The following is a 21,663-nucleotide window of genomic DNA, read 5'->3' as shown; positions in this document are numbered from 1 at the left end:
CTAATCTCACCCCGATTGAATCGAATTCAACCCGGCCGCATCCGGCCCGCGAGGCCCCGTGTTCTTGAAAATCCCCCTGACCGCATTGCGTGTATTCGAGTCGTCGGCGCGGCTCGGCGCGTTCAAGGCCGCCGCGGACGAACTGTCCGTGACGCCGGCCGCCGTGTCGCACCAGATCAAGTCGCTCGAAAGCCGCCTCGGCGTGCTGCTGTTCGAGCGCGGCGCGAGCGGCGTGCGGCTCACGGACGAAGGCGAGCGTCTGTTTCGCGCGAGTCACGATGCGCTGCTCGCATTGAGCCGCGGGCTCGATGCGGTGCGGCCCGAAGCGACCGGCGAGCGTACGCTCGTGCTGACCACCACGCCCGCCTTTGCCGCGATGTGGCTGATTCCGCGCCTCGGCCGGTTTCGTCACGTCGATCCGCACCTGCATATCAAGGTCGAAACCGGCAACACGCTCGCCGATCTTGAACGCGATGCGCGGATCGATCTGGCGATTCGCGCGACGTCGCGCACGTTTCCGGCGCTGAACGAGATTGCGCTGATCGACGAGTATTTCGGCGCGTATGCGGCGGCCGGATTCGACGTGCATCGCACGGACGAGCCGCTCGACCTGATCGAGACCGTGTGGGATACGCCGCTGCCGGTGTCGGTCGACTGGGCGTCGTGGTGTCGCGCGGCCGGTCGCGACGCGTGGCTCGAACGCGCGGTGTTTCGCCACTACGACGACGAGCATTACGCGTTGCAGGCGGTGCTGCACGGGCAGGGTATCGCGCTGCTCAGCTCCGTGCTGGCCGCCGAGCATGTCGTGCTCGGGGCATTGATGCCGATCGAGCCGTCGGTGCGGCTCGACGGCGCGCGCTTCGTCGCGCTGTGCCGGCCGGGGCGGGAACGGGAGCCGCAGGTCAGATCGTTTCTCGACTGGCTCGAAGCGGAAATTGCGCAGACGCGGGAGGCGGTGGCGCGGATGGCGGGAGGGGGCTGAGCGGGAACGCATGGCCGCACCGCTCGTCATGCGCGGGCGGGGGTGCCGCTCCGGTCATTTCCCGGGGCGTATCGGCTTTGCGAGCTTCGCGTCGCAACGCCAGCTTCGGTCGCGTATCGCTGCGATCTGCGCGACGGCCGGGCTGCGCCATGCGTCGGGCAGCTTGCAGGTGCGACGGACGGCGTGTTTCGCGGGCGTTTCGTCGCCGGGGATCGGCGCGTCGCTGTCGTGCACGTCTCCCGTCAATGCATTGACGCTCGTATGGGATTCGCTGCTGCCGCTGCCGTCCCAGCGGAAGTCCCAACTGTCCTCATCCCATCCCGCGACGATCCATTGGCCGTTGCGCGTCGTCACGCGCCAGGTTTCGCCCCAGCGCATCGAACTGCCGCCGTCATTCCGCACCAGCAGCGAACCATGGCTGATGTCGAGCGGCTGGTACGGATCGCCCATCACGCCGCCGTCGTCTGGTCCCATCGCGATCGCGTCGTTCGTGAGCACGCGCTTGCCGTCGACGAAGATGCGCAGGCGTCGCGGGCCGTCGGGCTGCCCGCGCAGCACGTCGATGCAGGCGGTGACCGGCTGGGTCGAGCCGAACGCGCCGCGGATGCTGTCGTCGAGTGTGTAGCCGGTGTCGACCTTGCCGCATGGAGCGTCGGTCGTGTTGGTCGGGCCGGCGCCATGTGCGGTGGCGGCGGCGAGGGCGGTGAACGCAAGCAGTGCGCGCAGGCTGTGCGGCGCAGCGTTGAAACGCCCGGGAAACGACCGGAGAAATCGCATGGCGACGGGGGATGAGAGGTCGGGCGTGCAGTGTAAGCGATTCGGCGGGCCGATCGGGCGGCGTGCGGAGGCGCGGTTTGCCGACGAGCGGGCCACCGCATTTTTGCATCGGCTTCGACGTTCCGGAGCGGGCCGTCAACCGGCCCGTCGCCCGTCGTTACCCGAACCTGACGCAATAAACCGGAGGCAAATGCGCAGACACCAGCCGCCAGTTTTCCCCGCCGTCGTCGGACGTCCATAACCCGCCCGTCGTCGACGCCATCGCGAGGCGCGTGCCCGAATCGTCCACCGCGAGCCCGTGCCGATACACGAGGTCGTACGCCGGTGCGGGCGGCAACCCGTTCGTGAACTGCTCGAAACTGCGCCCGCCGTCGCGCGTGCGCGTGACGACGAACCGGCCGTTCACCGGAATCCGGCACGCGTCCTTCACGGCCGGCACGAACCACGCGGTATCCGGCTCGCGCGGGTGTACGGCCACCGCGAAGCCGAAGCTCGAAGGCTGTGCCTCGATGCGCCGCCAGTGTTCGGCGCCATCGGTCGAGCGGAAGATCGCGCAGTGATGCTGCGTCCACAGCACGTCCGGGTTGGCCGCGCACTGCACGACGCGGTGCGGATCCTGCATGTTGGGTTCGCCGCGCCGCTCGGGCGGCATGTAGTCGGCTTCCATGCCGTCGGCGGTCACACGCCACGTCGCGCCGCCGTCGGCGGTCTGCCAGACGCCGCCGCACGAGATGCCGATCGTCACGTGCCGGCTGTCGCGCGGATCGACCATCACCGAATGGATGCCCGGCGCATCGTATCCGCCGCCGCCCCATTCGGCGCGCTCCGGGCGATCCCACAAGGCCCGGTTGAGCACCCAGGAACGGCCGCCGTCGTCGGAGCGGAACAGCCCGCCGGGAATCGTGCCGGCCCACAGCACGCCCGGCTCGTCGGCGCCACCGGCTTCGAGCGACCAGATCTGCTGAAGCGTCCACGGCGGCTGCGGCGGGCCGGGCGGCGCGTCGTCCGCGTCGCCGGTGCCGGCATTCACGCGGGCGCTGGCGGGTGGGGCGTCGGCGGGTTGCGGCGGATAGACGGGGACTGCGCATTCTTCCCAGTCGGCGGCGCCTGCCTGCCTGCGGTGCAGCTTGACGCCGAAATGGCCGAGGTTCAGCGCGGCATACAGCGTGCCGTCGCGCGGGTCGGCGAGCGCCATGCTGACCGGCTCGCCGGCGAAGTGCGGCTCACCGAGCGTCCAGCCGCCGTGGCGGTCGGGCTGCAGGACGAACAGGCCCTTGCGGGTGGCGACGAGCAGTCGATCGTTCATGTGCGATGTCTCCTGATGGCCCGACCGCGCGATGGGGTGCTGGATCGGGGCTGATGCATACGTCCCCTTATCCGCCCGTCAACGCCTGCACGACATAGACCCGGCTGGCGTCGCCGAGCACATCGGACAGATGCTGCCGGTCGCGTATCGGCTGGCCGTCGATGAATACCGACAGGTGTTTGCGCAGCGCACCCTGGTCGTCGAGGATGTAACCGCGCAGCCGTGGCTGCTCGCCGAAAACGGTGTCGAATGCTTCGCCGACCGAGTGGGCGTCGATTTCGCGCTCGGGCGTTTCGATATGCCGCTGGATCGAAGCGGCGAAGAAGAGGTGCGCCATGGCGGTGACTGGCAGGAGCCGCGCGGAGGGGACGGTCTGTAGTTTAGGCGATCCGTCGGCGGCGGAAAGGTGACGTCGCGTAGTCGCGGTGTGCCGGCGTGTCGGATCCGTCCCGGTCGACACGATCCGGTGATTCGGCAACAATCCTGCCCGGATCGTCATCGCATGCCGGGTTCGGCTGCAATGCCAGACGACGGTCGCACACGCTCCATTTACCGATGAAGGAAACGCTTGCCATGCCGCGATTCGCGCTGTCGATCGTCAAACCCGCCGTCGACGATATCGTCGCGGGCCGCAAGCGGGTGGAAATCCGGTCGTGGGCGCCGCCGGCCCTGCCGCTGCGCGATCTCGTGCTGGTGCAGAACACGATCTTCCTGCGACAGGACGGACAGGAGGATCCCGACGGTATCGCGCTTGCGTTGGTCGACGTCGTGGGGATACACGACTGGACGCCTGATGAAGCCCGTGCGCAAGGCAAGTCATGGTGCGCCGGATACGTATGCTGGGAACTGACGAACGTGCGGGCGATCGATCCGCCGTTTCCGTGTGTCGCCAGGCGCGGCATCTATGCGTTGGCGGATGGCTCCGGCAAGGTGTCCTGATGATTGCGCCTGCATCCGGACTGCGCTGAGTTCCGTCTTGTCACAAGATAGGGCGGTCGCGAATCGACTGGTCACGCGGCGCATGCCGGTGACGTGTACTAAACCGGAATCGACCGCCCGCGAATCCGGATCCCGAGCCGCACGACGCCGATCACCGCATTCGACAGCCACGTGAGCGGGCGCGGCATCCCGCGCCGGCGGATATCGAGCAGCAGCACGATCCGTACGGCGTCGCTGTCGTTCCACACCTCGTGCATGAACGTGTCGTCCCACAGCAGGAAGCGTCCTTCCTCGAGCCGGTATTCGTGGCCGTCGACCTTGAGCACGGCGGCCGGCGTGCCGTCCGCGCGCGTCGGCATCGACAGCACGAGATAGCCGCGCAGGATGCCGCGAAACGGCCCGCGATGCGGGGGAATGTGCTTGCCGGGCGCGAGGAACGACAGCGATGCGGACAGCACGTCCGGCGACGCCGCGACGATCGACGCGACGGTCGGGCAGCGCGACAGGTTGCGCGGGAACGGCTGGCCGTACGCCTGCATGATGAACATCCGCCAGTCGCGTGCGTCGTTGGCCGAGATGTCGTACTGCTCGCGCATGATCTCGTGAAAGCGCGGGATGCGCGGCATGTCGCGCGCCACGGCGAATGCCTCTGTCTGGATGTCGGTCCACGCCCGGACGAAACGCTCGGCGTCGGGAAACGCGGCTGTATCGAGCACTGCACCGCCGTCGATATGGCGGTCGTACAGCGTGCGCAGCAGGCCGGCTGCATAGTCGTAAGCGACGGACATGGTCGATCGAAGGGCGATCCGTAGGGGATGACGTCAGTCTGCCCGAAGCGCGGCGGGCGCTGCGTTACGTCAGGTTACGCCGGCTGACGAAAGAATGACAGTTTCATGAACGTCCGTCCCGAGCGTGCCCGGCGCCGGAGAAACTGCGTGGTCCGGGTCGCGGCGCGCGGGAATAAACGCACACGCTCCGTCGTCATACGGGTGTAGCACGTCGTCTCGTTGACTTCTCAAGGAGTGGAACATGAATACGCATTGGCTGGTGGCCGCCGCCGTGGCGGCGATTTCTCTCGCGGGTATCGCGCCGCAAGCGTCGGCACAGGCACTGACGCGCGCGCAGGTCAGGCAGCAACTGATCGACGCCGAAAACAACGGGCTGCGCTTCGTGACCGATACGTCGTATCCGGACGTGAGCCCGCTGTTCCAGCGGCAGGCCGAGCAGATGCCGCAGCATCAGGCCAGCACGGCGATCGGCGGCGATCCGGCCGCCGCCTCCGAAGCGGGCAAGCCGGCGACGATGTCGCCGCGCCCAGGTTCTGCCGCGTGCGTCGGCCCCGCAAGCTTCTGCTCGATCTATTTCGGAAGCTGACGCAGCCGCCCGCGTGCGCAGGTCAGGCATTCAAGGCACTCGACAAGGTGGATCGATACGGAACATTGAAGGAGTTCATGATGAAAACATATATCGCAGTACTGATGATGATCGGAGCGATCGTCGGTCAGTCGGCCTTCGCGCAATCGGCCGCGCCGCTGACGCGTGCCCAGGTTCGCGACGAATTGATGCGTCTGGAAGCAGCCGGGTATGACCCGGCGAAGGGAGACGAAGGGGAGTATCCGGCGGACATCCAGGCGGCGGAAGCGAAGCTTGCCGAGCAGGACCGGGCGAGGATGGCGGCGGCCGCCGCGCATGCACCGGCCGCCTATACGCCGGCGCAGACCCGCAACTAGGTGCCGCCATGGTCTTGTGTGACTTCAGGCCGTCGTGTTCGCGGCACGGCAGTACGGCAGCCCTTCGTGCCGCTCGACGCGGCAGAAGGGCGCCGGTTGCGATGCCGGTCATCGCGCGCCGCTTCGCGCGGCGTCGCGATCATCTGGCCTGCCGCGCCAGATGGGCGGGCAGGTCGTTCGCGCGATGAGCCGGAGCGGAAGCCGGTATCGGCCTCGGCGGCAGCCCGGTTCATGCACGCAATGGCATGCCGTGCCGCCAGCGTGGTGATCACCAGGGCATCATGCGCTGTACGACCTGATCGCGCAGCACGAAGCGGTGCGCCAGCGCGGCGACCACGTGCAGGCAGATACCGCCGAACAGTGCCCAGGCGAGGATGCCGTGCACGTCGCCCATCGCGTGGCCGAATCCGGAGCCGGCCGCCGACAGCGCGGGCAACGGCACGATCCCGAGTAGCGTCACGCCCCATGCGCGCGACGACGCGTTGATCCAGCCGAGCAGCGGCACCGCGATCAGCAGCGCATAGAGCGCGAAATGCGTGACGCCCGACAGCGCACGCATCGCGGGCGGCAGGTCGCTCGCGGGCGGGCGATGCGTCGCGCGCCACAGCACGCGGCAAGCCATCGCGGCGAGCAGCGCGGTGCCCACGAGCAGATGCGCGGCGATCAGGCCGATGGGCTGCGTGTCGCGATGCACGTCGGGCATCGTCCAGCCGATGGCAAATTGCGCAACGATCAGCGCGACGATCAGCCAGTGAAGAAAACGCGCAACGGTGTCATATCGGGCGGGCGTGGACATGAAGACTCCTGGCGTACGACGGGGACGATATCGATCGGGCGAATTCTACGGTCGCTTCCTTAACGAAACGTTAAGCAGGCGTCGCCACAATCGTTCTCCGCTGGACTTTCGCTTGTCCTGATCCTGACCCACGCGACCTTTCGAATCTTTCAGACCGATACCGGTCGTCCGCACGGGAGACTCTTCACCATGGCATCTTCGACGATCGAGCGATGGCGCGCCCACCTGCTGATCGCCGCACTGGCCGGCATGCTCATTCAGTGTTTCGTGCTGGTGTCGCTGCTTGCGGGGCGCGTACCCGAAGCATTTTTCACCACGATGACGTTTCGCGTCTGGGTCGTCATCGCGGTCGCCACGGCGATCCTTTCGGCCCGCAAGCTTGCCGACGTCGCGTTCCGGGCCGCGGTCGCATGCGGCTACGTGCGCGTGACAGGAATCGATCGCCGCACGGTAGTTGTGTCATCTGAATGCGCGTATCGTCGCTTGGTCGTCCTTCACATCCGGCTCCACGGGAATCGATACGGCGGCGCGCACGGGTGAACCCGCGTGCGCGCGGCGGTTCCCGGGTGTCGTGGTCGCACGGGTCACCACTGGGGAGAAGCATGGTTTTGCTGCATGTGCTGCGCGCGCTGGCCGGGGCAATGTCGATCGTCTGCGGGCTGGGCGTGTTACTGGGCGTTGCATATACGGTCACGGCCAGCGTGCTGGTCGGCCGGTTCTTTTCCCGGGCGGCGGCCGAGCCGCGCGATTATCCGGGCGTCACCGTCGCGAAGCCGCTGCACGGCGACGAGTGGCAGCTCGTACAGCATCTTGAAAGCTTTTTCGTACAGAATTATCCGGGACCGGTCCAGCACCTGTTCGGCGTGCACGATGCGAACGACAAAGCCCTCGCGGCCGTCGAGACGCTGCGTGCGCGCTACCCTGATGCGAACATCAAGGTCGTCGCCGATGCGCGGCTGTACGGGCCGAACCGCAAGATCGCCAATCTCGTGAACATGCTCGAACACGCGGAGTATTCGGTGCTCTGTCTCGCCGACAGCGACGTACTGGTCGAGCGCGATTATTTGCGCGCTGTCGTCGGCGCGCTGCAGCAGCCGGATGTCGGCATCGTGACGAGCGTGTATCGCGGCATCGCATCGCCCGGCTTCTGGCCCGGCATCGCCGTCGCGATGACGAACTACCATTTCCTGCCGGGCGTGATCACCGGGCTCTTCATCGGGCGCGCGCGCCCGTGCTTTGGTCAGACGATTGCGATCACGCGCGCGACGCTCGAACGCATCGGCGGGCTCGCGCGTTTCGCGCATCATCTGGCCGAGGATCACGCGCTGGGCGAAGCGGTGCGGCAGGTGGGCGCGCAGGTCGTCATTCCGCCGTTCGTCGTCGGGCATGCGTGCGTCGAGGAGACGTTCGCGAAGCTGTACGCACACGAATTGCGCTGGAGTTGCACGATCCGCGCGGCGGACCGGCTCGGCCATGCCGGCTCGGTGCTGATGCACCCGGTGCCGCTCGCGTTGCTGGCGCTGCTGTTCTCCGGCGGCACGACCGCCGCGTGCGGGCTGACGGTCGCCGCGCTCGCCGCACGGGCGCTGCTGATGCTGAAGACGAGCCGGGCGACCGGCGCGGGCCTGCGCGGCGCGCTCTGGCTGCCGTTCGTCGATCTCCTGCAGTTCTTCGTGTTCGTGTCGAGCTTCTTCTCGTCGCATGTCGTGTGGCGCGGCACGCGCTTTCGCGTCGACCGCGAAGGCCTGCTGTCGCCGGTGAGCGAATCATGACGACGCAGACGAACCCCGGCGCCGATGCCGCGGAGCGGAACGCCGCGCGGGGCGACGCACGGCTCCGTCATGCGGGGCAGGTGGCGGCATTGGGCGGGCTCGCGCTCGCCGTGTGGCTGATCTGGCGCGAGCATCCGCTGGAAATCCTGCACCGCCTGCAGATCGCCGGCGCGGGGCTGTTGCTCGCGGCGCTGGCGCACATCCTGCCGATGCTCGCGAACGCATGGGACTGGCGGATGCTGATCCGCGGCCCGCGCCGGCCGTCGTTCGCGACGATGCTGAAGCTCGTGTGGATCCGCGAATCGATCAACGGGTTGTTGCCGGTCGCGCGGATCGGCGGCGAGATCGTGTCGTTCGGCCTGTTGCGGCAGGCGGGCGTGCGGCCGGCAACGGTCGTGGCCAGCCTCGTCGCCGACATGCAGCTGACGCTGATCAGCCAGCTGGTGTTCGCGCTGGTCGCGATCGGCTACGTGCTCGAGCACGTGTCGTCGGATGCCGCGCGGGTGGCCGGCAACCTCGCGATCGGCATGGCCGCGCTGGTGCCGGTGCTGCTGCTGTTCGCGCTGGTGCAGCATGCGCGGCCGTTCGAACGCGCGATGCGCGTGATCAACCGCGTCACGAGCGGCAAGGTGGTGGCGCTGGTCGGCGAATCGGCGCGCACCGATCAGTCGATCCGGATGATCTGGAGAAAGACCGGCATCGTCGTGCGCTATCTCGCGATCTGGCAGACGCTGCAGTTCGTCGGCTATGCGCTGGAAATCTGGCTCGCGTTGTATTTTCTCGGCGCGGAGCCGACCTTCGCGCAGGCGCTCGCGATCGAGGCGCTGATCCAGCTCGTGAGCAGCATCGCGTTCCTGATGCCGGGCGGCCTCGGCGTGCAGGAGGGCGGGTTCGTGCTGATCGGCGGGCTGCTCGGGTTCGACCCGCCGACCTGTCTCGCGCTGGCCGGCGCACGGCGCGTACGCGATCTGCTGTTCTATCTGCCGGGCCTGCTGGCGTGGCAGTGGGCGGCCGGTTCGGCGAACCGGCCGGGCGGAACGAAACGCGCGCCGTTGCCCATTGGGGAATCCGCCCGGCCGCACTGATGCGACCGGGCAGCCGGGGCCCGCGCGGCGGGCGGCGCGATCAGCGTCGTTCGTCGGCGAGATGGCTGCGGATCACGTCCGCGAACGACGTGTCGCCCTTCAGCCCGAGCGCTTCCGCGCGCGACGTATCCCAGCGGCCCGGCCAGCTGCCGACGATCTTCTCGACACGCTCGTCCGGCACATGGCGGATCAGCTTCACGACTTCGTCGCCCGCGATTTCGCGCAGCGCCGCGATCATTTCGTCGACCGACACCGAAATGCCGGGCAGATTGATCACACGTTTGTTGCCGAGCTGCGCGCTGTCGATCTCGCAGCCGGCGACGAGCGCTTCGATCGCGCCGCGCGGCGACAGCAGCCACAGCCGCGTCGAACCCGGCACCGGGCATACGCTTTCCTCGCCGTTCAGCGGTTCGCGGATGATGCCGCTCGCGAACGACGACGCGGCCGCGTTAGGGCGGCCCGGCCGCACGCTGATCGTCGGCAACCGCAGCACGCGGCCGTCGACGAAGCCACGCCGCGCGTAGTCGCACAGCAGCAGTTCGGCGATCGCCTTCTCGGCGCCGTACGACGATTGCGGGTTCAGCGCGGTGTCGTCCTGCACGACGTCGGGCAGTGCGCCGCCATAGACCGCGACGGAGCTCGTGAACACGACGCGCGGCCGATGGCCCCGCGCGCGGCACACTTCGAGCAGCGTGCGCGACGCGTCGAGGTTGATCCGCATGCCGAGATCGAAATCGGCCTCGGCCTGCCCGCTGACGATTGCCGCGAGGTGGAAGATCGCGCCGGTTTGCGTGTCGATCGCGCTGTCGAGCACCGCGCGGTCGGCGATGTCGCCGACGATCGACGTCACGCGTGCGTCGCCGAAATCGCTGCCTGCGACGACGTCGAGCAGTACCAGCTCGTCGATCTTCTCGCTCCGGCCATCGGGGCCGGTCAGTTCGCCGCGCTCGAGCAGCTTGCGCGCAAGACGCTGGCCGAGAAAGCCGGCGCCGCCGGTGATCAGTACTTTCATTTCAGTTGCCCTCTTCGAATGCTTTGAATGACAGGTAAGGCTTGAGCCAGCCGAGCCCTTCCGACGTGCCGGCCTTCGGGCGGTATTCGCAGCCGATCCAGCCGTCGTAGCCGAGCGCGTCGATCAGCGCGAACAGGTACGGGTAGTTGAGTTCGCCGATATCCGGCTCGTGACGCTCGGGCACGCCCGCGATCTGGATATGGCCGATGCCCGCGAAATCGCGCTTGAGCTTCATCGCGAGATCGCCTTCGACGATCTGGCAGTGGTAGCAGTCGAACTGCACCTTCAGGTTCGGTGCGCCGACTTCCGCGCAGATCGCCTGCGCGTCGTCCTGGCGGCTCAGGAAATAGCCGGGCATGTCGCGCTGGTTGATCGGCTCGATCAGGATCGTGATGCCCTGCGCGGCGGCGGCCTGCGTCGCGTGCCGCAGGTTCGACAGGTAGATGTCGCGATGGCGGGCGCGGTCGGCGCCCGGCGGCACCATGCCGGCCATCACGTGCAGCTTCTTGTTGCCGAGCACGCGCGCATAGTCGAGCGCCTGGTCGATGCCGCGCCGGAACTCGTCCTCGCGGCCCGGCAGCGACGCGGTGCCGCGTTCGCCCGCGGCCCAGTCGCCGGGCGGCGCGTTGAACAGCGCCTGTTCGAGGTTGTGCGTGTCGAGGCGCGCGCGGATGTCCTCGGCGGCGAAGTCGTACGGGAACAGGTACTCGACGGCCTTGAAGCCGTCGTAGGCGGCAGCGGCGAAGCGTTCGAGGAACGCATGCTCGGTGTACATCATCGAGAGGTTGGCGGCGAAGCGTGGCATGGCAGCGGGTCCTGTGAATGAATGGGGCGGGGCGCACGGCACCCCGCGTCGAATGGCGGCCGGTTCGGCAGATCAGCGGTTCACGAGTTTCGCGGGCGTGAGCCACACGGCGATCGCGCCGATCACGAGCATCACGGCGAGCACGTACATGCCGGACGCCGTGCTGTGCGTGACGTCCTTCAGGTAGCCGATCACGTACGGGCTCGCGAAACCGGCGAGGTTGCCGACCGAGTTGATGATCGCGATCCCGGCCGCGGCGGCGGAGCCCGCGAGGAACGCGGTCGGCAGCGACCAGAACAGCGGGGCGCAGGTCAGCACGCCGCCGGCCGCGAGCGACAGGAACACGATCGACACCGCTGTATTGTGCGAGTACGACGCGGCGACCGCAAACCCGACCGCGCCCATCAGCGCGGGCACGATCAGGTGCCAGCGGCGTTCGCGGCGCTTGTCCGCGCTGTGGCCGAACAGGTTCATCACGACGATCGCGACGAGGAACGGAATGGCCGACAGCAGGCCGATCTGCAGCGTATCGGTGATGCCGGTCGATTTGACGAGCGTCGGCATCCAGAACGTGAGGCCGTACTGGCCCGTGACGAACGCGAAGTAGATCAGCGACATCCACCACATGCGCGGGTCCGAGAACACGGCCTTCAGCGAATGGCCGTGCTTCTGCTGTTCCTGCGGCTGCGCGGCGATCTCGTCCTCCAGCAGTTGCTTCTCGCGCTCGTCGAGCCACTTCGCGCTGCGGATGCTGTTGTCGAGATACAGGATCGTCGCGATGCCGACCAGCACGGCCGGCACGGCTTCGATCATGAACATCCATTGCCAGCCGTGGAAGCCCGAGCCGCCGTGGAAGCGCTCCATGATCCAGCCCGACAGCGGGTTGCCGAAGATGCCCGACACGGGAATCGCGGACATGAACACCGCGATGATCTTCGCGCGGCGATGCGACGGGAACCAGTACGTGAGATACAGGATCACGCCCGGATAGAAGCCGGCTTCCGCGAGGCCGAGCAGGAAGCGCAGCACGTAAAACTGCGTCGGCGTCTTCACGAATGCGAACAGCGCGGACAGCAGGCCCCAAGTGATCATGATCCGCGCGATCCAGATGCGTGCGCCGATCCGGTGCATCAGCATATTGCTTGGCAGTTCGAACAGAAAATAGCCAAGAAAGAAAATGCCGGCGCCGAGCCCGAACACCGTTTCGCTGAATGCGAGATCCTGCGACATCTGCAGCTTCGCGAAGCCGACGTTCACGCGGTCGAGATACGCGACCACGTAGCAGAGCATCAGGAACGGCACGATGCGCCAGAACACTTTCTTGTAGGTGCGGTCGAGTTCCGCGGCATGGGCGGGCGCGGCGGGCGAGCGGCCAGCGGCCGCGTCGAGAGCAGTCATCGTCGTCTCCAGGGTGTTGTCTGCCGGCGGCGCGACCGCCGCCGGATCATGTGTGTGCTGACGGAAGGGCCCGCGCACACGGCGGGCATGGGAATCGTTGTGGGGCGCGTCGCTACCAGCGCGCGCCGAAGCTGGTGCGCAATTCGTCGAGCGCGGCGTCGTCGAGCGGCTCGGGTTTCGGGTGCGTCATCAGCCACAGCCGCGCCGTTTCCTCGAGCTCTTCGAGCGCAAACGATGCGTGCGACACCGACGGCCCCCACATCACGGGGCCGAGGCGCTCGAGCAGCACGCCGCGTACCTGGTCGGCGAGCGCCGCGACTTCGGCGGCGACCGCCGGGTCGCCGGGGCGGCGGTAACGGATCAGCGGAACGTGGCCGACCTTCATCACGTAGTACGGCGTGATCGGCGGCAGCACGTCGGTGTCGCGCCACACGCCCGCGAGCGTCAGCGCGACGAGGTGCGTCGAATGCGTGTGGACGATGCCGTTCGCTTCGGCGTTGCGCGCGTAGATGCCGCGATGCAGTGCGAGCGTCTTCGATGGCTTGCCGCCAGACAAGTGCTGGCCGTCGAGGCCGACTTTCGCGATGTCGTTCGGATCGAGCCGGCCGAGGCATGCGTCGGTCGGTGTGATCAGCCAGCCGTCGGCGAGGCGCGCGCTGATGTTGCCGGCGCTGCCGACCGCGTGGCCGCGCGCATACAGGCTCGCGCCGACCACGCAGATCTCTTCGCGCAGTGTCGCTTCGTCGCTCATCGTGCGGCTCCATCCAGCGCGCGCAGCGCCTTGTCGAAAAAGTCCGTCGCGCCGAAGTTGCCGGACTTCAGCGCGAGGCCGAGCGGCTGCGCATCGATGGTGGCCGTCGCCGGTACGCCCGGATCGATCTGCGCGCCGATCTGCAGCGACTTCACGTCGAGCGCCTGCACGACCGCGCCGGAGGTCTCGCCGCCCGCGACGACGAACTTGCGCACGCCGAGGTCGCGCAGGCCGCGCGCGATCGCCGCGAGCGTGGCTTCGACGAGATGGCCGGCCGCGTCGACGCCGAGCGCCTGCTGTACGGCCTTCACTTCGTCGGGCGTCGCGGTTGCATAGATCAGCACGGGCTGCGGCAGGTGCGCGCGCGCGAACGCGAGCGCCTGGTCGACGACGGGTTCGCCGCGCGATGCCGCGAGCGGATCGATGCGGAAGCTCGGCCGCGTGGCGCGCCAGGCGGCGACCTGCGCATTGGTGGCCTTCGATGCGCTGCCGGCGAGCACCGTCGAGAACCCTTCGATGCGCGGCAGCGACGCCGCGTTGTCGCGTTCGGGCAGTTGCTCCGCGCGGCGGAAATTCGCCGGCAGGCCGAGCGCGATGCCCGAGCCGCCGGTGACGAGCGGCAGGCCCGCGCACGCTTCGCCGAGCACGTAGAGATCGCGATCCGACAGCGCGTCGGCGATCGCGAAGCGCGCGCCTTCCGCGCGCAGCTGGTCGATCCGCGCCCGCACGGCGGCCGCGCCCAGCGCGATCGTGTCGTAGCGGATCAGGCCGACCGGCGACTGCGTTTGCCGCTGCAGCACGCGCACGAGGTTCGCGTCCTTCATCGGCGTGAGCGGATGGTTCTCCATCCCCGATTCGTTCAGCAGCACGTCGCCGACGAACAGGTGGCCGCGATAGATCGTGCGGCCGTTCTCAGGGAACGCCGGGCACGCGATCGTGAAGCCGCCGCCGGCCGCATCGAGCAGCGCATCGGCGACGGGGCCGATATTGCCCGCGTCGGTCGAATCGAACGTCGAGCAGTATTTGAAAAAGAACTGCCGGCAGCCTTGCGCGCGCAGCCATTCGCAGGCGGCGAGCGATTGCGCGACGGCGTCGGCCGCGGGGATCGTGCGCGACTTCAGCGCGACGACGATCGCGTCGGCGTGGAGCGTGCTGTCGGCAGTGCCGTCGGCGGGTACGCCGATCGTCTGCACGGTGCGCATGCCGCTCTTCACGAGCATGTTCGCGAGATCGGTCGCGCCGGTGAAATCGTCGGCGATGCAGCCGAGCAGGGGACGGGAAGCGGAAGCGGTCATGGCAGGGGCGTCGGTCGAATCAGCGGGCAGGCGGCAGCGTGATGCCGGGGAAAGTCTTGATCACGGCGGAATCGTCCTCGCCGCCGTGGCCGGCGCTCGACGCGCTCATGAACATCTGGTGCGCGGTGGCCGACAGCGGCAGCGGGAACTTGCTGCGGCGCGCGGTATCGAGCACGAGGCCGAGATCCTTCACGAAGATGTCGACGGCCGACAGCGGCGTGTAGTCGCCGTTCAGGATGTGCGGCACGCGGTTCTCGAACATCCACGAATTGCCGGCGCTGTGCGTGATCACGTCGTACAGCGCATCGGCATCGACGCCTTCGCGCAGGCCGAGCGCCATCGCCTCGGCCGCCGCCGCGATGTGCACGCCGGCCAGCAGCTGGTTGATGATCTTCACCTTCGAGCCGATGCCGTGTGCGTCGCCGAGGCGATAGACCTTGCCGGCGATCGCCGCGAGCACGTCCTCGCAGCCGGCGTACGCGGCGGCCGGACCCGACGTCATCATCGTCATCTCGCCGGAGGCCGCGCGCGCGGCGCCGCCCGACACCGGCGCATCGAGCATCTGCAGGCCGGCGGCCTCGATGCGCGCGCCGAGCGCGACCGCGAATTCGGGCGCGACGGTCGCGCTGGCGATCACGACGCCGCCCGGCTGCATCGCCGCGACCGCGCCGTGCTCGCCGAACAGCACCGTTTCGGTCTGCGCGGCATTGACGACGAGCGTGACGACGACGTCGCACTGCGCGCCGAGTTCGGCCGGCGTTGTGCAGGCGATGCCGCCTTCGGCGGCGAACGCCTGCAGCACGGTGTCGCGCACGTCGCATGCGTGCACGCGCAGGCCGGCGCGCAGCAGCGAGCGGGCGACGCCGAGGCCCATCGCGCCGAGGCCGATGACTCCAACATTTCGTGACATGGTCAACCTTGATCGATTCGGAAGAGGGGCGGCGCGGCCGCCGCCGGGTTCAGCAGATGCCGGCTTCCGCGAGACGGCGGGCGGCGTTGTACATGTGCGTGCGTGCCGCGTTGCGTGCGGCCATCGGGTCGCGTGCGCGGATCGCGTCGGCGATCGCCGCGTGTTCCTCGCGCACCTGGCGCGAGAAGTCCTCGCGCGTCGCTTCGTTGCGCCGCGTGACCTTCACGCCGGCTTCGAGGTACTGGTTCAGGAACTGCAGCGTTTTCAGGAAATACGGGTTGCCGGTAACGGCCGCGATCGTGCGGTGGAACGCAACGTCTTCCGCGACGCCGTCGCGCCCTTCGGCCACCGCATCGTCGATCTTGCGCAGCGCGTCGTCGATGTCGGCCATGTCTTCATCGGTGTGATTCAACGCGGCTTCGGCCGCGACCTCGGCCTCGATCGCGCGCCGCACCGCGAGCAGGTGCGGCAGCGACGTGGCCTCGACTGCCTCCGCGTAGTCGATCCTCAGCGGCCGGATCGCGCCGTGCTGGTTCACGTACACACCGCTGCCCTGGCGCGGCTCGACCACGCCTTCGTTCTTCAGCCGCGAGATCGCCTCGCGGATCACGGTGCGGCTCACGCCGAATTCCTGCGCGAGCACGGCCTCCGTCGGCAGCTTGCCGGTGGCGGAGAAACTACCGACTTCGATCTGCTTGAGCAGTTGCTGCGCGACATGGTCGCTCATCGCACGGGCGGGAATTTTCTCGAACATGGTGCTCTGGTTTGTCAGGTTATGTGGTCATCATACAAATTTGAGTGTGCGACAGCATCAGGGATAACCCTCGGTTAAAGGTGGATAACGTCGGTCAAGTTGATTGGAACCGGTTCCAATTCAGCGAAACATGCGGCGATCATTCGTGGCGTGGCGGTCCAGAGGAATCGTGTCAGTCGCGATGGGGCAGTGGTGCATGCTTGGCAATGGCGAATTCCAGAGTGCATGACCGACGGCCTCACGTCGGTCGACACGCGGCCATCTGGATTTTCTGGCAGCGGACCGACGGTCTGCGTTCAATGGGCTCGATCGGTTCGGAAAGTCCGCCAATTCCATTGGAGCCGTGCCGAGTGTTTCGCGACGCTCGACCCTAAATCGCGGCATGGTATAAAGCGCTGGATTCCGGTGAATATATGATCAGGTTTTTACTCGGCTTTTATTCGATTCACTTGCCATCGGAGTTCGTCAAGCCGCTGCATCGAATACATGGCACGTGGCATTCGATGGCGCAAAAAACAAGGAAATTGTTCGGGAGACGCTCGTGTCGTTCAAATTCGGCCAGGTATTTTCTCGTGCGGCCCCGATAGCGCTCGGGCTCATGCTGGCGGCGTGTGGCAGGCACGACACGCCAGTCAATTATTCGCCGGCGGCGCAGTTCATGTCGTTATCCATTCCCCAGGCATCATTGCCACCTGACGCCGACGCCCAAGTGCGGGCGCTGATGAACGACGAGCTTCATGCAATCAAGGAGGCGGCGCAAGGCCAGCCGACGAAGCGTGATCTCAGGAGCACGGCGTTTGAACAGAATACCTTCCTGACGGTCTTGCGCTCGCCGGACGACATGAATGACTTCAAATTGGCGAGCCTCGACAGCGCGCGGATGCCTTCCGGCGTCAATCCGGGCCCGGATGACGTGCTGTTGGTGATTTCGCACCAGTCGGATCCCGGCTATGGGTACGTGGATACGGCCCAGACGGTGCCCGATGCACCGAATGGAAGCGATTCACTTACGTTGCGTATCACGTCGACCAAAGTTCAGATGCCTGGTACGGTGGTTGGCGCGGGATACTTTGACAACAACGTGTTCGTCATCAAGCGCGGGAAAGCATCGAAATTGATTCTGTCTCTGGACGACGTGCAGCAGGCTTATGAGCTAGGGGCTGCCACACGATAGTGCTTCCTTTATCGCGTCCAGAAAACGGGGCCATCTGCGAATTCAACCGGCATTTGAATACTGAATTCCTCGACCGGCTACCTTTCGCACAATGCCGAAACCGATCGGTCGCGGCAGCCGATTCAGCCTGAATCGTTGGCGGCGGTCAGTCAGAGGAAATGAGATTGGTTTGAGATAGCGACTCGTTATCCTCCGCCGCCGCACCGGCTTCCGCCACGTCACCCCCCCGTTCCCGATACGTCGCCGGCGGCACGCCGTACTGCTTGCGGAACTCGCGCCCGAGGTGCGACGCATCCGCGAACCCGCAGCTCGATGCGATATCGGCCACCGTGCGATCCGAGCTCGTCAGCAGCCACGCGGCCGTGCGCAGCCGCACCTGCTTCGCGAACGCCTGCGGGCTCTTGCCCGTTTCCGCCTTGAACAGCCGCTCGAGTTGCCGCGTGGACAAATCGAGCTTGCTCGCGAGCTCGTCGAGCGACAGCGCGCGCCCGACATGCTGTTCCATCAGGAGAATCGCGCGCTTGACCTTCGGATGCGTGGCCGGTTCGAGCCCCGGCGGATGCGGCTGCGGCGCATTGCCTTTCTGCATCTCGCCGACCAGCAGGATGCGCAGCGCCTTCTGCACGGTCGCGTGATCGAAATGACGCAGCAGGATCGCGGCGGCGACGTCGATCGACGCACGGCCGCCCGAACAGGTGATGCGGCGCCGGTCGATCACGAACAGCCGGTCGGCGATCAGCAGATCCGGGTCGGCGGCCGGAAAGCGCTCGATGAAATCCCAGTAGTGGAACCAGCTCACGCAGGTGCGGTGCCCGTCGAGCACGCCCGCGCGCATCAGCGTGAACACGCCGGTGCAGATGCCGACCACCGTCGCGCCGTCGGCCGCCGAGCGGCGGATGAAGTCGAGCGTCTCGGGGCCCGCCTGGGGGCCCGAATGCAGCAGCCCGCCGACCACCACCACATAGTCGAACGGCTCGGCCGCGTCGAAGGTTTCCCACGGCGTGATCTGGATCCCGCAGCTCGCGCGCACCGGCGCGAGGGTTTCGCCGATCACGCTCCACGCGCAGCGCACGGGCTTGCTGTAGTCGCCGTCGTCCGCCGACAGCCGCAGCATGTCGACGAAGCCCGAGAAGGCCGTCAGCGTGAAGTTCGGCAGGAGCACGATGCCGAAGCGGATACGCCGCGGCGCGGGTTCTGCGAGGGGGGAAGCGGGGACGTCGGTTGTCATTGCGGCCAATCTCTTCACGCCGGGCGGGCGGTCTCACTCAGTCTGTTGATACGGGTAATGCGGGTACGGCAAGCGGGCGGGGCCGGGCGGCGCGGATGTAGCCAGCGTCGCCGATCGGTTCCGGCCCGACTTGTGGTTTTCCGTCGCCAACCATCGCCAAAACGCACTTTCGGGGCTGCCGAAGTGGTGCTTGGCGGCGGTATCCCACGCCGATGCCGTTTTTGTTCTATCGGCCGATTTTACGCTTTGATGTACTGGCGCCAACGTCATTTCACGTGTGTCCCACCCAGAGGAAGCCAGATGAACGTCAGCGTCTTCGACCTGTTCAAGATCGGCATCGGCCCGTCCAGTTCGCATACGGTCGGCCCGATGATCGCCGCGTGCCGCTTCGCGTCGCACGTGGAGGACGCGAACCTGCTCGGGTTCGTGCGCCGCGTGCGGGTCGAACTATACGGCTCGCTCGGCGCGACCGGCAAGGGCCATGGTACCGACAAGGCCGTGCTGCTCGGCCTCGAGGGCCACCTGCCCGACACGATCGACCCGGACCTGATCGAGCCGCGGCTTGCCGCGATCCGCGCGGAGAAATCGCTGTCGCTGCTCGGCAAGCAGACCGTGCGCTTCGAGGAAAAGGAGCACATCGGCTTCTATCGCAAGCTGATGAGCGGCACGAGCATCGTGCACCCGAACGGGATGCGCTTCCAGGCCTTCGACGAGCACGGCCAGCTGCTCGTCGAGAAAGAGTATTACTCGGTCGGCGGCGGCTTCGTCGTGAACCGCGACGGCGATCGCGTGAACGGCGTGCGCGCGGCGGTCGAGGTGCCGTATCCGTTCCGTACCGGCGACGACCTGATGCGCCAGTGCCGCGAGCACGGGCTGTCGATCGCCGAGCTGATGATGCGCAACGAATGCGCGCTGCGTCCCGCCGACGAAGTGCGCGCCGGGCTGCTCGCGATCTGGCGCACGATGGCCGCCTGCGTCGAGCGCGGCTGCAAGGTCGAGGGCGACCTGCCCGGCCCGATGCGCGTGAAGCGCCGCGCGGCCGAGCTGAATGCGCGCCTGCGCGAGCGCTCGGAGGAATCGCTGCGCGACCCGCTGTCGATGCTCGACTGGGTCAACCTGTATGCGATGGCCGTCAACGAGGAGAACGCGGCGGGCGGCCGTGTCGTCACCGCGCCGACCAACGGTGCGGCCGGCGTGATTCCCGCGGTGCTGCACTACTACGTGAAGTTCGTGCCGGGCTCGAACGAAGCCGGCATCGTCGAATTCCTGATGACGGCCGCGGCGATCGGGATCATCTACAAGGAAACCGCGTCGATCTCCGGCGCGGAAGTCGGTTGCCAGGGCGAAGTGGGCGTCGCGTGCTCGATGGCCGCCGCCGCGCTCGCCGCGGTGATGGGCGGTACGCCCGACCAGGTCGAGAACGCCGCCGAGATCGGCATGGAGCACAACCTCGGGATGACCTGCGACCCGGTCGGCGGGCTCGTGCAGATCCCGTGCATCGAGCGCAACGCGATGGGCGCGATCAAGGCGCTGAACGCATCGCGGATGGCGCTCAAGGGCAATGGCCAGCACTACGTGTCGCTCGATTCGGTCATCAAGACGATGCGCGAGACGGGCGCCGACATGAAGACGAAATACAAGGAAACGTCGCGCGGCGGTCTGGCCGTGAACGTCATCGAATGCTAAACGAAGGATCACTAACATGAGCCGCTACTCGATATTCAGCCTGTTCCGCAACGGCCTCTCGTATCACGAGAACTGGGAAAAGCAGTGGAAGAGCCCGGAACCGAAGAAGGAATACGACGTCGTGATCGTCGGCGGCGGCGGCCACGGCCTCGCGACCGCGTACTACCTCGCGAAAGAGCACGGGATCACGAACGTCGCGATCCTCGAGAAGGGCTGGATCGGCGGCGGCAACACCGCGCGCAACACGACGATCGTGCGCTCGAACTATCTGTGGGACGAATCGGCCGCGCTGTACGAGAAGGCGATGAAGCTGTGGGAAGGGCTGTCGCAGGACCTGAACTACAACGTGATGTTCAGCCAGCGCGGCGTGATGAACCTGGCCCACACGCTGCAGGACGTGCGTGACACCGAGCGTCGCGTGAACGCGAACCGGCTGAACGGCGTCGACGCCGAATTCCTGACGCCCGCGCAGATCAAGGAAATCGAGCCGACCATCAACCTGAACAGCCGCTACCCGGTGCTCGGCGCATCGATCCAGCGCCGCGCAGGTGTGGCGCGTCACGACGCGGTGGCCTGGGGCTTCGCGCGCGGCGCGGATCGCGCGGGCGTCGACATCATCCAGAACTGCCAGGTGACGGGCATTCGCCGCGAAGGCGGTGCAGTCGTCGGCGTCGATACGGTGAAGGGTTTCATCAAGGCGAAGAAGGTTGCGGTGGTCGCAGCCGGCAACACGACGACGCTCGCCGACATGGCCGGCGTGCGCCTGCCGATCGAAAGCCACCCGCTGCAGGCGCTGGTGTCCGAGCCGATCAAGCCGGTCGTCAACTCGGTGATCATGTCGAACGCGGTGCACGCGTACATCAGCCAGTCCGACAAGGGCGACCTCGTGATCGGTGCGGGCATCGACCAGTACACGGGCTTCGGCCAGCGCGGCAGCTTCCACATCATCGAAAGCACGCTGCAGGCGATCGTCGAGATGTTCCCGGTGTTCTCGCGCGTGCGGATGAACCGCCAGTGGGGCGGCATCGTCGACGTGTCGCCGGACGCGTGCCCGATCATCACCAAGACCGACGTGAAGGGCCTCTATTTCAACTGCGGTTGGGGTACCGGCGGCTTCAAGGCGACGCCCGGCTCGGGCTGGGTGTTCGCGCACACGATCGCCCGCGACGAACCGCATCCGCTGAACGCGCCGTTCGCGCTCGACCGTTTCTACACGGGCCACCTGATCGACGAGCACGGCGCTGCCGCCGTCGCGCACTAACC

At 67.1% G+C, this 21,663-nt stretch carries 24 protein-coding genes; 10 read left to right on the top strand and 14 right to left on the bottom strand.

Going from position 1 to position 21,663, the window contains the following annotated elements; translation table 11 throughout:
- Window positions 1-58: 58 nt before the first annotated feature.
- Window positions 59-982 carry a LysR substrate-binding domain-containing protein gene (locus tag G3N61_RS12420; RefSeq protein WP_205822525.1) on the top strand — a complete coding sequence of 308 codons (924 nt, stop codon included), beginning with the start codon at window positions 59-61 and terminating at the stop codon, window positions 980-982.
- 54 nt (window positions 983-1,036) lie between these two features.
- Here the strand turns inward: G3N61_RS12420 and G3N61_RS12415 are convergent, their stop codons facing one another.
- The 3 genes from G3N61_RS12415 to G3N61_RS12405 form a co-directional block, all read right to left on the bottom strand.
- Complete coding sequence (locus G3N61_RS12415) at window positions 1,037-1,759, bottom strand: hypothetical protein (RefSeq protein WP_205822524.1); 723 nt, start codon at window positions 1,757-1,759, stop codon at window positions 1,037-1,039.
- A gap of 157 nt (window positions 1,760-1,916) precedes the next feature.
- Window positions 1,917-3,065, bottom strand: coding sequence for an exo-alpha-sialidase (locus tag G3N61_RS12410; protein ID WP_205822523.1), 1,149 nt, complete (start codon window positions 3,063-3,065; stop codon window positions 1,917-1,919).
- Between the two features lie 67 nt (window positions 3,066-3,132).
- Window positions 3,133-3,402: a MoaD/ThiS family protein gene (locus tag G3N61_RS12405; RefSeq protein ID WP_043180651.1), complete on the bottom strand. Its 270-nt coding sequence runs from the start codon at window positions 3,400-3,402 to the stop codon at window positions 3,133-3,135.
- 236 nt (window positions 3,403-3,638) lie between these two features.
- Between G3N61_RS12405 and G3N61_RS12400 the strand changes: the two genes are divergently transcribed.
- Window positions 3,639-4,004: an ASCH domain-containing protein gene (locus G3N61_RS12400; protein ID WP_205822521.1), complete on the top strand. Its 366-nt coding sequence runs from the start codon at window positions 3,639-3,641 to the stop codon at window positions 4,002-4,004.
- Window positions 4,005-4,102: 98 nt separating this feature from the next.
- Here G3N61_RS12400 and G3N61_RS12395 read toward each other — a convergent pair whose 3' ends face one another.
- Complete coding sequence (locus G3N61_RS12395) at window positions 4,103-4,792, bottom strand: aspartyl/asparaginyl beta-hydroxylase domain-containing protein (RefSeq protein WP_043180647.1); 690 nt, start codon at window positions 4,790-4,792, stop codon at window positions 4,103-4,105.
- A gap of 241 nt (window positions 4,793-5,033) precedes the next feature.
- Here G3N61_RS12395 and G3N61_RS12390 point away from each other — a divergent pair, with 241 nt between their 5' ends.
- Both G3N61_RS12390 and G3N61_RS12385 read left to right on the top strand, forming a co-directional pair.
- Window positions 5,034-5,378, top strand: coding sequence for a DUF4148 domain-containing protein (locus G3N61_RS12390; protein ID WP_205822519.1), 345 nt, complete (start codon window positions 5,034-5,036; stop codon window positions 5,376-5,378).
- A gap of 80 nt (window positions 5,379-5,458) precedes the next feature.
- Window positions 5,459-5,734 (top strand): DUF4148 domain-containing protein, encoded by a 276-nt coding sequence (locus tag G3N61_RS12385; RefSeq protein WP_205822534.1) that lies wholly within the window; start codon window positions 5,459-5,461, stop codon window positions 5,732-5,734.
- Here the strand turns inward: G3N61_RS12385 and G3N61_RS12380 are convergent.
- A complete protein-coding gene (locus tag G3N61_RS12380) occupies window positions 5,731-6,006 on the bottom strand; it encodes a hypothetical protein (protein ID WP_205822517.1) in 276 nt (91 codons plus the stop codon). The genes G3N61_RS12385 and G3N61_RS12380 overlap by 4 nt on opposite strands.
- Entirely contained in the window at window positions 6,003-6,530 is a 528-nt protein-coding gene (locus G3N61_RS12375; RefSeq protein ID WP_205822515.1) for a cytochrome b, read from the bottom strand. The genes G3N61_RS12380 and G3N61_RS12375 overlap by 4 nt, the downstream gene beginning before the upstream one ends.
- Before the next feature lie 189 nt (window positions 6,531-6,719).
- Here G3N61_RS12375 and G3N61_RS12370 point away from each other — a divergent pair, with 189 nt between their 5' ends.
- From G3N61_RS12370 to G3N61_RS12360, 3 genes are all read left to right on the top strand, one after another.
- Complete coding sequence (locus G3N61_RS12370) at window positions 6,720-7,070, top strand: hypothetical protein (RefSeq protein WP_205822513.1); 351 nt, start codon at window positions 6,720-6,722, stop codon at window positions 7,068-7,070.
- A gap of 62 nt (window positions 7,071-7,132) precedes the next feature.
- Window positions 7,133-8,302 carry a bacteriohopanetetrol glucosamine biosynthesis glycosyltransferase HpnI gene (gene hpnI / locus G3N61_RS12365; RefSeq protein WP_205822512.1) on the top strand — a complete coding sequence of 390 codons (1,170 nt, stop codon included), beginning with the start codon at window positions 7,133-7,135 and terminating at the stop codon, window positions 8,300-8,302.
- On the top strand, window positions 8,299-9,387 hold the full coding sequence (locus G3N61_RS12360; RefSeq protein WP_205822511.1) for a lysylphosphatidylglycerol synthase domain-containing protein: 1,089 nt from the start codon (window positions 8,299-8,301) through the stop codon (window positions 9,385-9,387). The genes hpnI and G3N61_RS12360 overlap by 4 nt, the downstream gene beginning before the upstream one ends.
- Window positions 9,388-9,427: 40 nt before the next feature.
- On the opposite strand, the gene denD is transcribed toward G3N61_RS12360, so the two are convergent.
- The 7 genes from denD to G3N61_RS12325 all read right to left on the bottom strand — a co-directional run bounded on the left by denD (window position 9,428) and on the right by G3N61_RS12325 (window position 16,312).
- A complete protein-coding gene (denD, locus tag G3N61_RS12355) occupies window positions 9,428-10,399 on the bottom strand; it encodes a D-erythronate dehydrogenase (RefSeq protein ID WP_205822510.1) in 972 nt (323 codons plus the stop codon).
- Window position 10,400: 1 nt separating this feature from the next.
- On the bottom strand, window positions 10,401-11,204 hold the full coding sequence (otnI, locus tag G3N61_RS12350; protein WP_205822509.1) for a 2-oxo-tetronate isomerase: 804 nt from the start codon (window positions 11,202-11,204) through the stop codon (window positions 10,401-10,403).
- 72 nt (window positions 11,205-11,276) lie between these two features.
- Window positions 11,277-12,602 carry an MFS transporter gene (locus G3N61_RS12345; RefSeq protein WP_043180633.1) on the bottom strand — a complete coding sequence of 442 codons (1,326 nt, stop codon included), beginning with the start codon at window positions 12,600-12,602 and terminating at the stop codon, window positions 11,277-11,279.
- Window positions 12,603-12,714: 112 nt separating this feature from the next.
- Entirely contained in the window at window positions 12,715-13,353 is a 639-nt protein-coding gene (locus tag G3N61_RS12340) for an aldolase (protein ID WP_089451939.1), read from the bottom strand.
- Window positions 13,350-14,648 carry a 3-oxo-tetronate kinase gene (gene otnK, locus G3N61_RS12335; protein WP_205822508.1) on the bottom strand — a complete coding sequence of 433 codons (1,299 nt, stop codon included), beginning with the start codon at window positions 14,646-14,648 and terminating at the stop codon, window positions 13,350-13,352. Before otnK ends, G3N61_RS12340 begins: the two co-directional genes overlap by 4 nt.
- 19 nt (window positions 14,649-14,667) lie before the next feature.
- Window positions 14,668-15,558, bottom strand: a complete 891-nt coding sequence (gene ltnD, locus G3N61_RS12330; RefSeq protein ID WP_089451941.1) for an L-threonate dehydrogenase — start codon at window positions 15,556-15,558, stop codon at window positions 14,668-14,670.
- 49 nt (window positions 15,559-15,607) lie between these two features.
- On the bottom strand, window positions 15,608-16,312 hold the full coding sequence (locus G3N61_RS12325) for a FadR/GntR family transcriptional regulator (protein WP_011354089.1): 705 nt from the start codon (window positions 16,310-16,312) through the stop codon (window positions 15,608-15,610).
- A gap of 493 nt (window positions 16,313-16,805) precedes the next feature.
- On the opposite strand from G3N61_RS12325, the gene G3N61_RS12320 reads away from it, so the two are divergent.
- On the top strand, window positions 16,806-17,486 hold the full coding sequence (locus G3N61_RS12320; protein ID WP_089451942.1) for a hypothetical protein: 681 nt from the start codon (window positions 16,806-16,808) through the stop codon (window positions 17,484-17,486).
- Window positions 17,487-17,631: 145 nt separating this feature from the next.
- On the opposite strand, the gene G3N61_RS12315 is transcribed toward G3N61_RS12320, so the two are convergent.
- Window positions 17,632-18,714, bottom strand: coding sequence for a GlxA family transcriptional regulator (locus tag G3N61_RS12315; protein ID WP_205822507.1), 1,083 nt, complete (start codon window positions 18,712-18,714; stop codon window positions 17,632-17,634).
- A gap of 300 nt (window positions 18,715-19,014) precedes the next feature.
- Here G3N61_RS12315 and G3N61_RS12310 point away from each other — a divergent pair, with 300 nt between their 5' ends.
- Window positions 19,015-20,400, top strand: a complete 1,386-nt coding sequence (locus tag G3N61_RS12310) for an L-serine ammonia-lyase (RefSeq protein WP_043180619.1) — start codon at window positions 19,015-19,017, stop codon at window positions 20,398-20,400.
- Between the two features lie 16 nt (window positions 20,401-20,416).
- Entirely contained in the window at window positions 20,417-21,661 is a 1,245-nt protein-coding gene (locus tag G3N61_RS12305) for a sarcosine oxidase subunit beta family protein (RefSeq protein WP_006480591.1), read from the top strand.
- Window positions 21,662-21,663 lie beyond the last annotated feature (2 nt).

Source organism: Burkholderia sp. Ac-20349 (assembly GCF_017104865.1).
In the GTDB taxonomy this organism is placed as follows: Bacteria; Pseudomonadota; Gammaproteobacteria; order Burkholderiales; family Burkholderiaceae; genus Burkholderia; species Burkholderia aenigmatica.
This window is presented reverse-complemented; position numbering and strand designations above follow the sequence as displayed.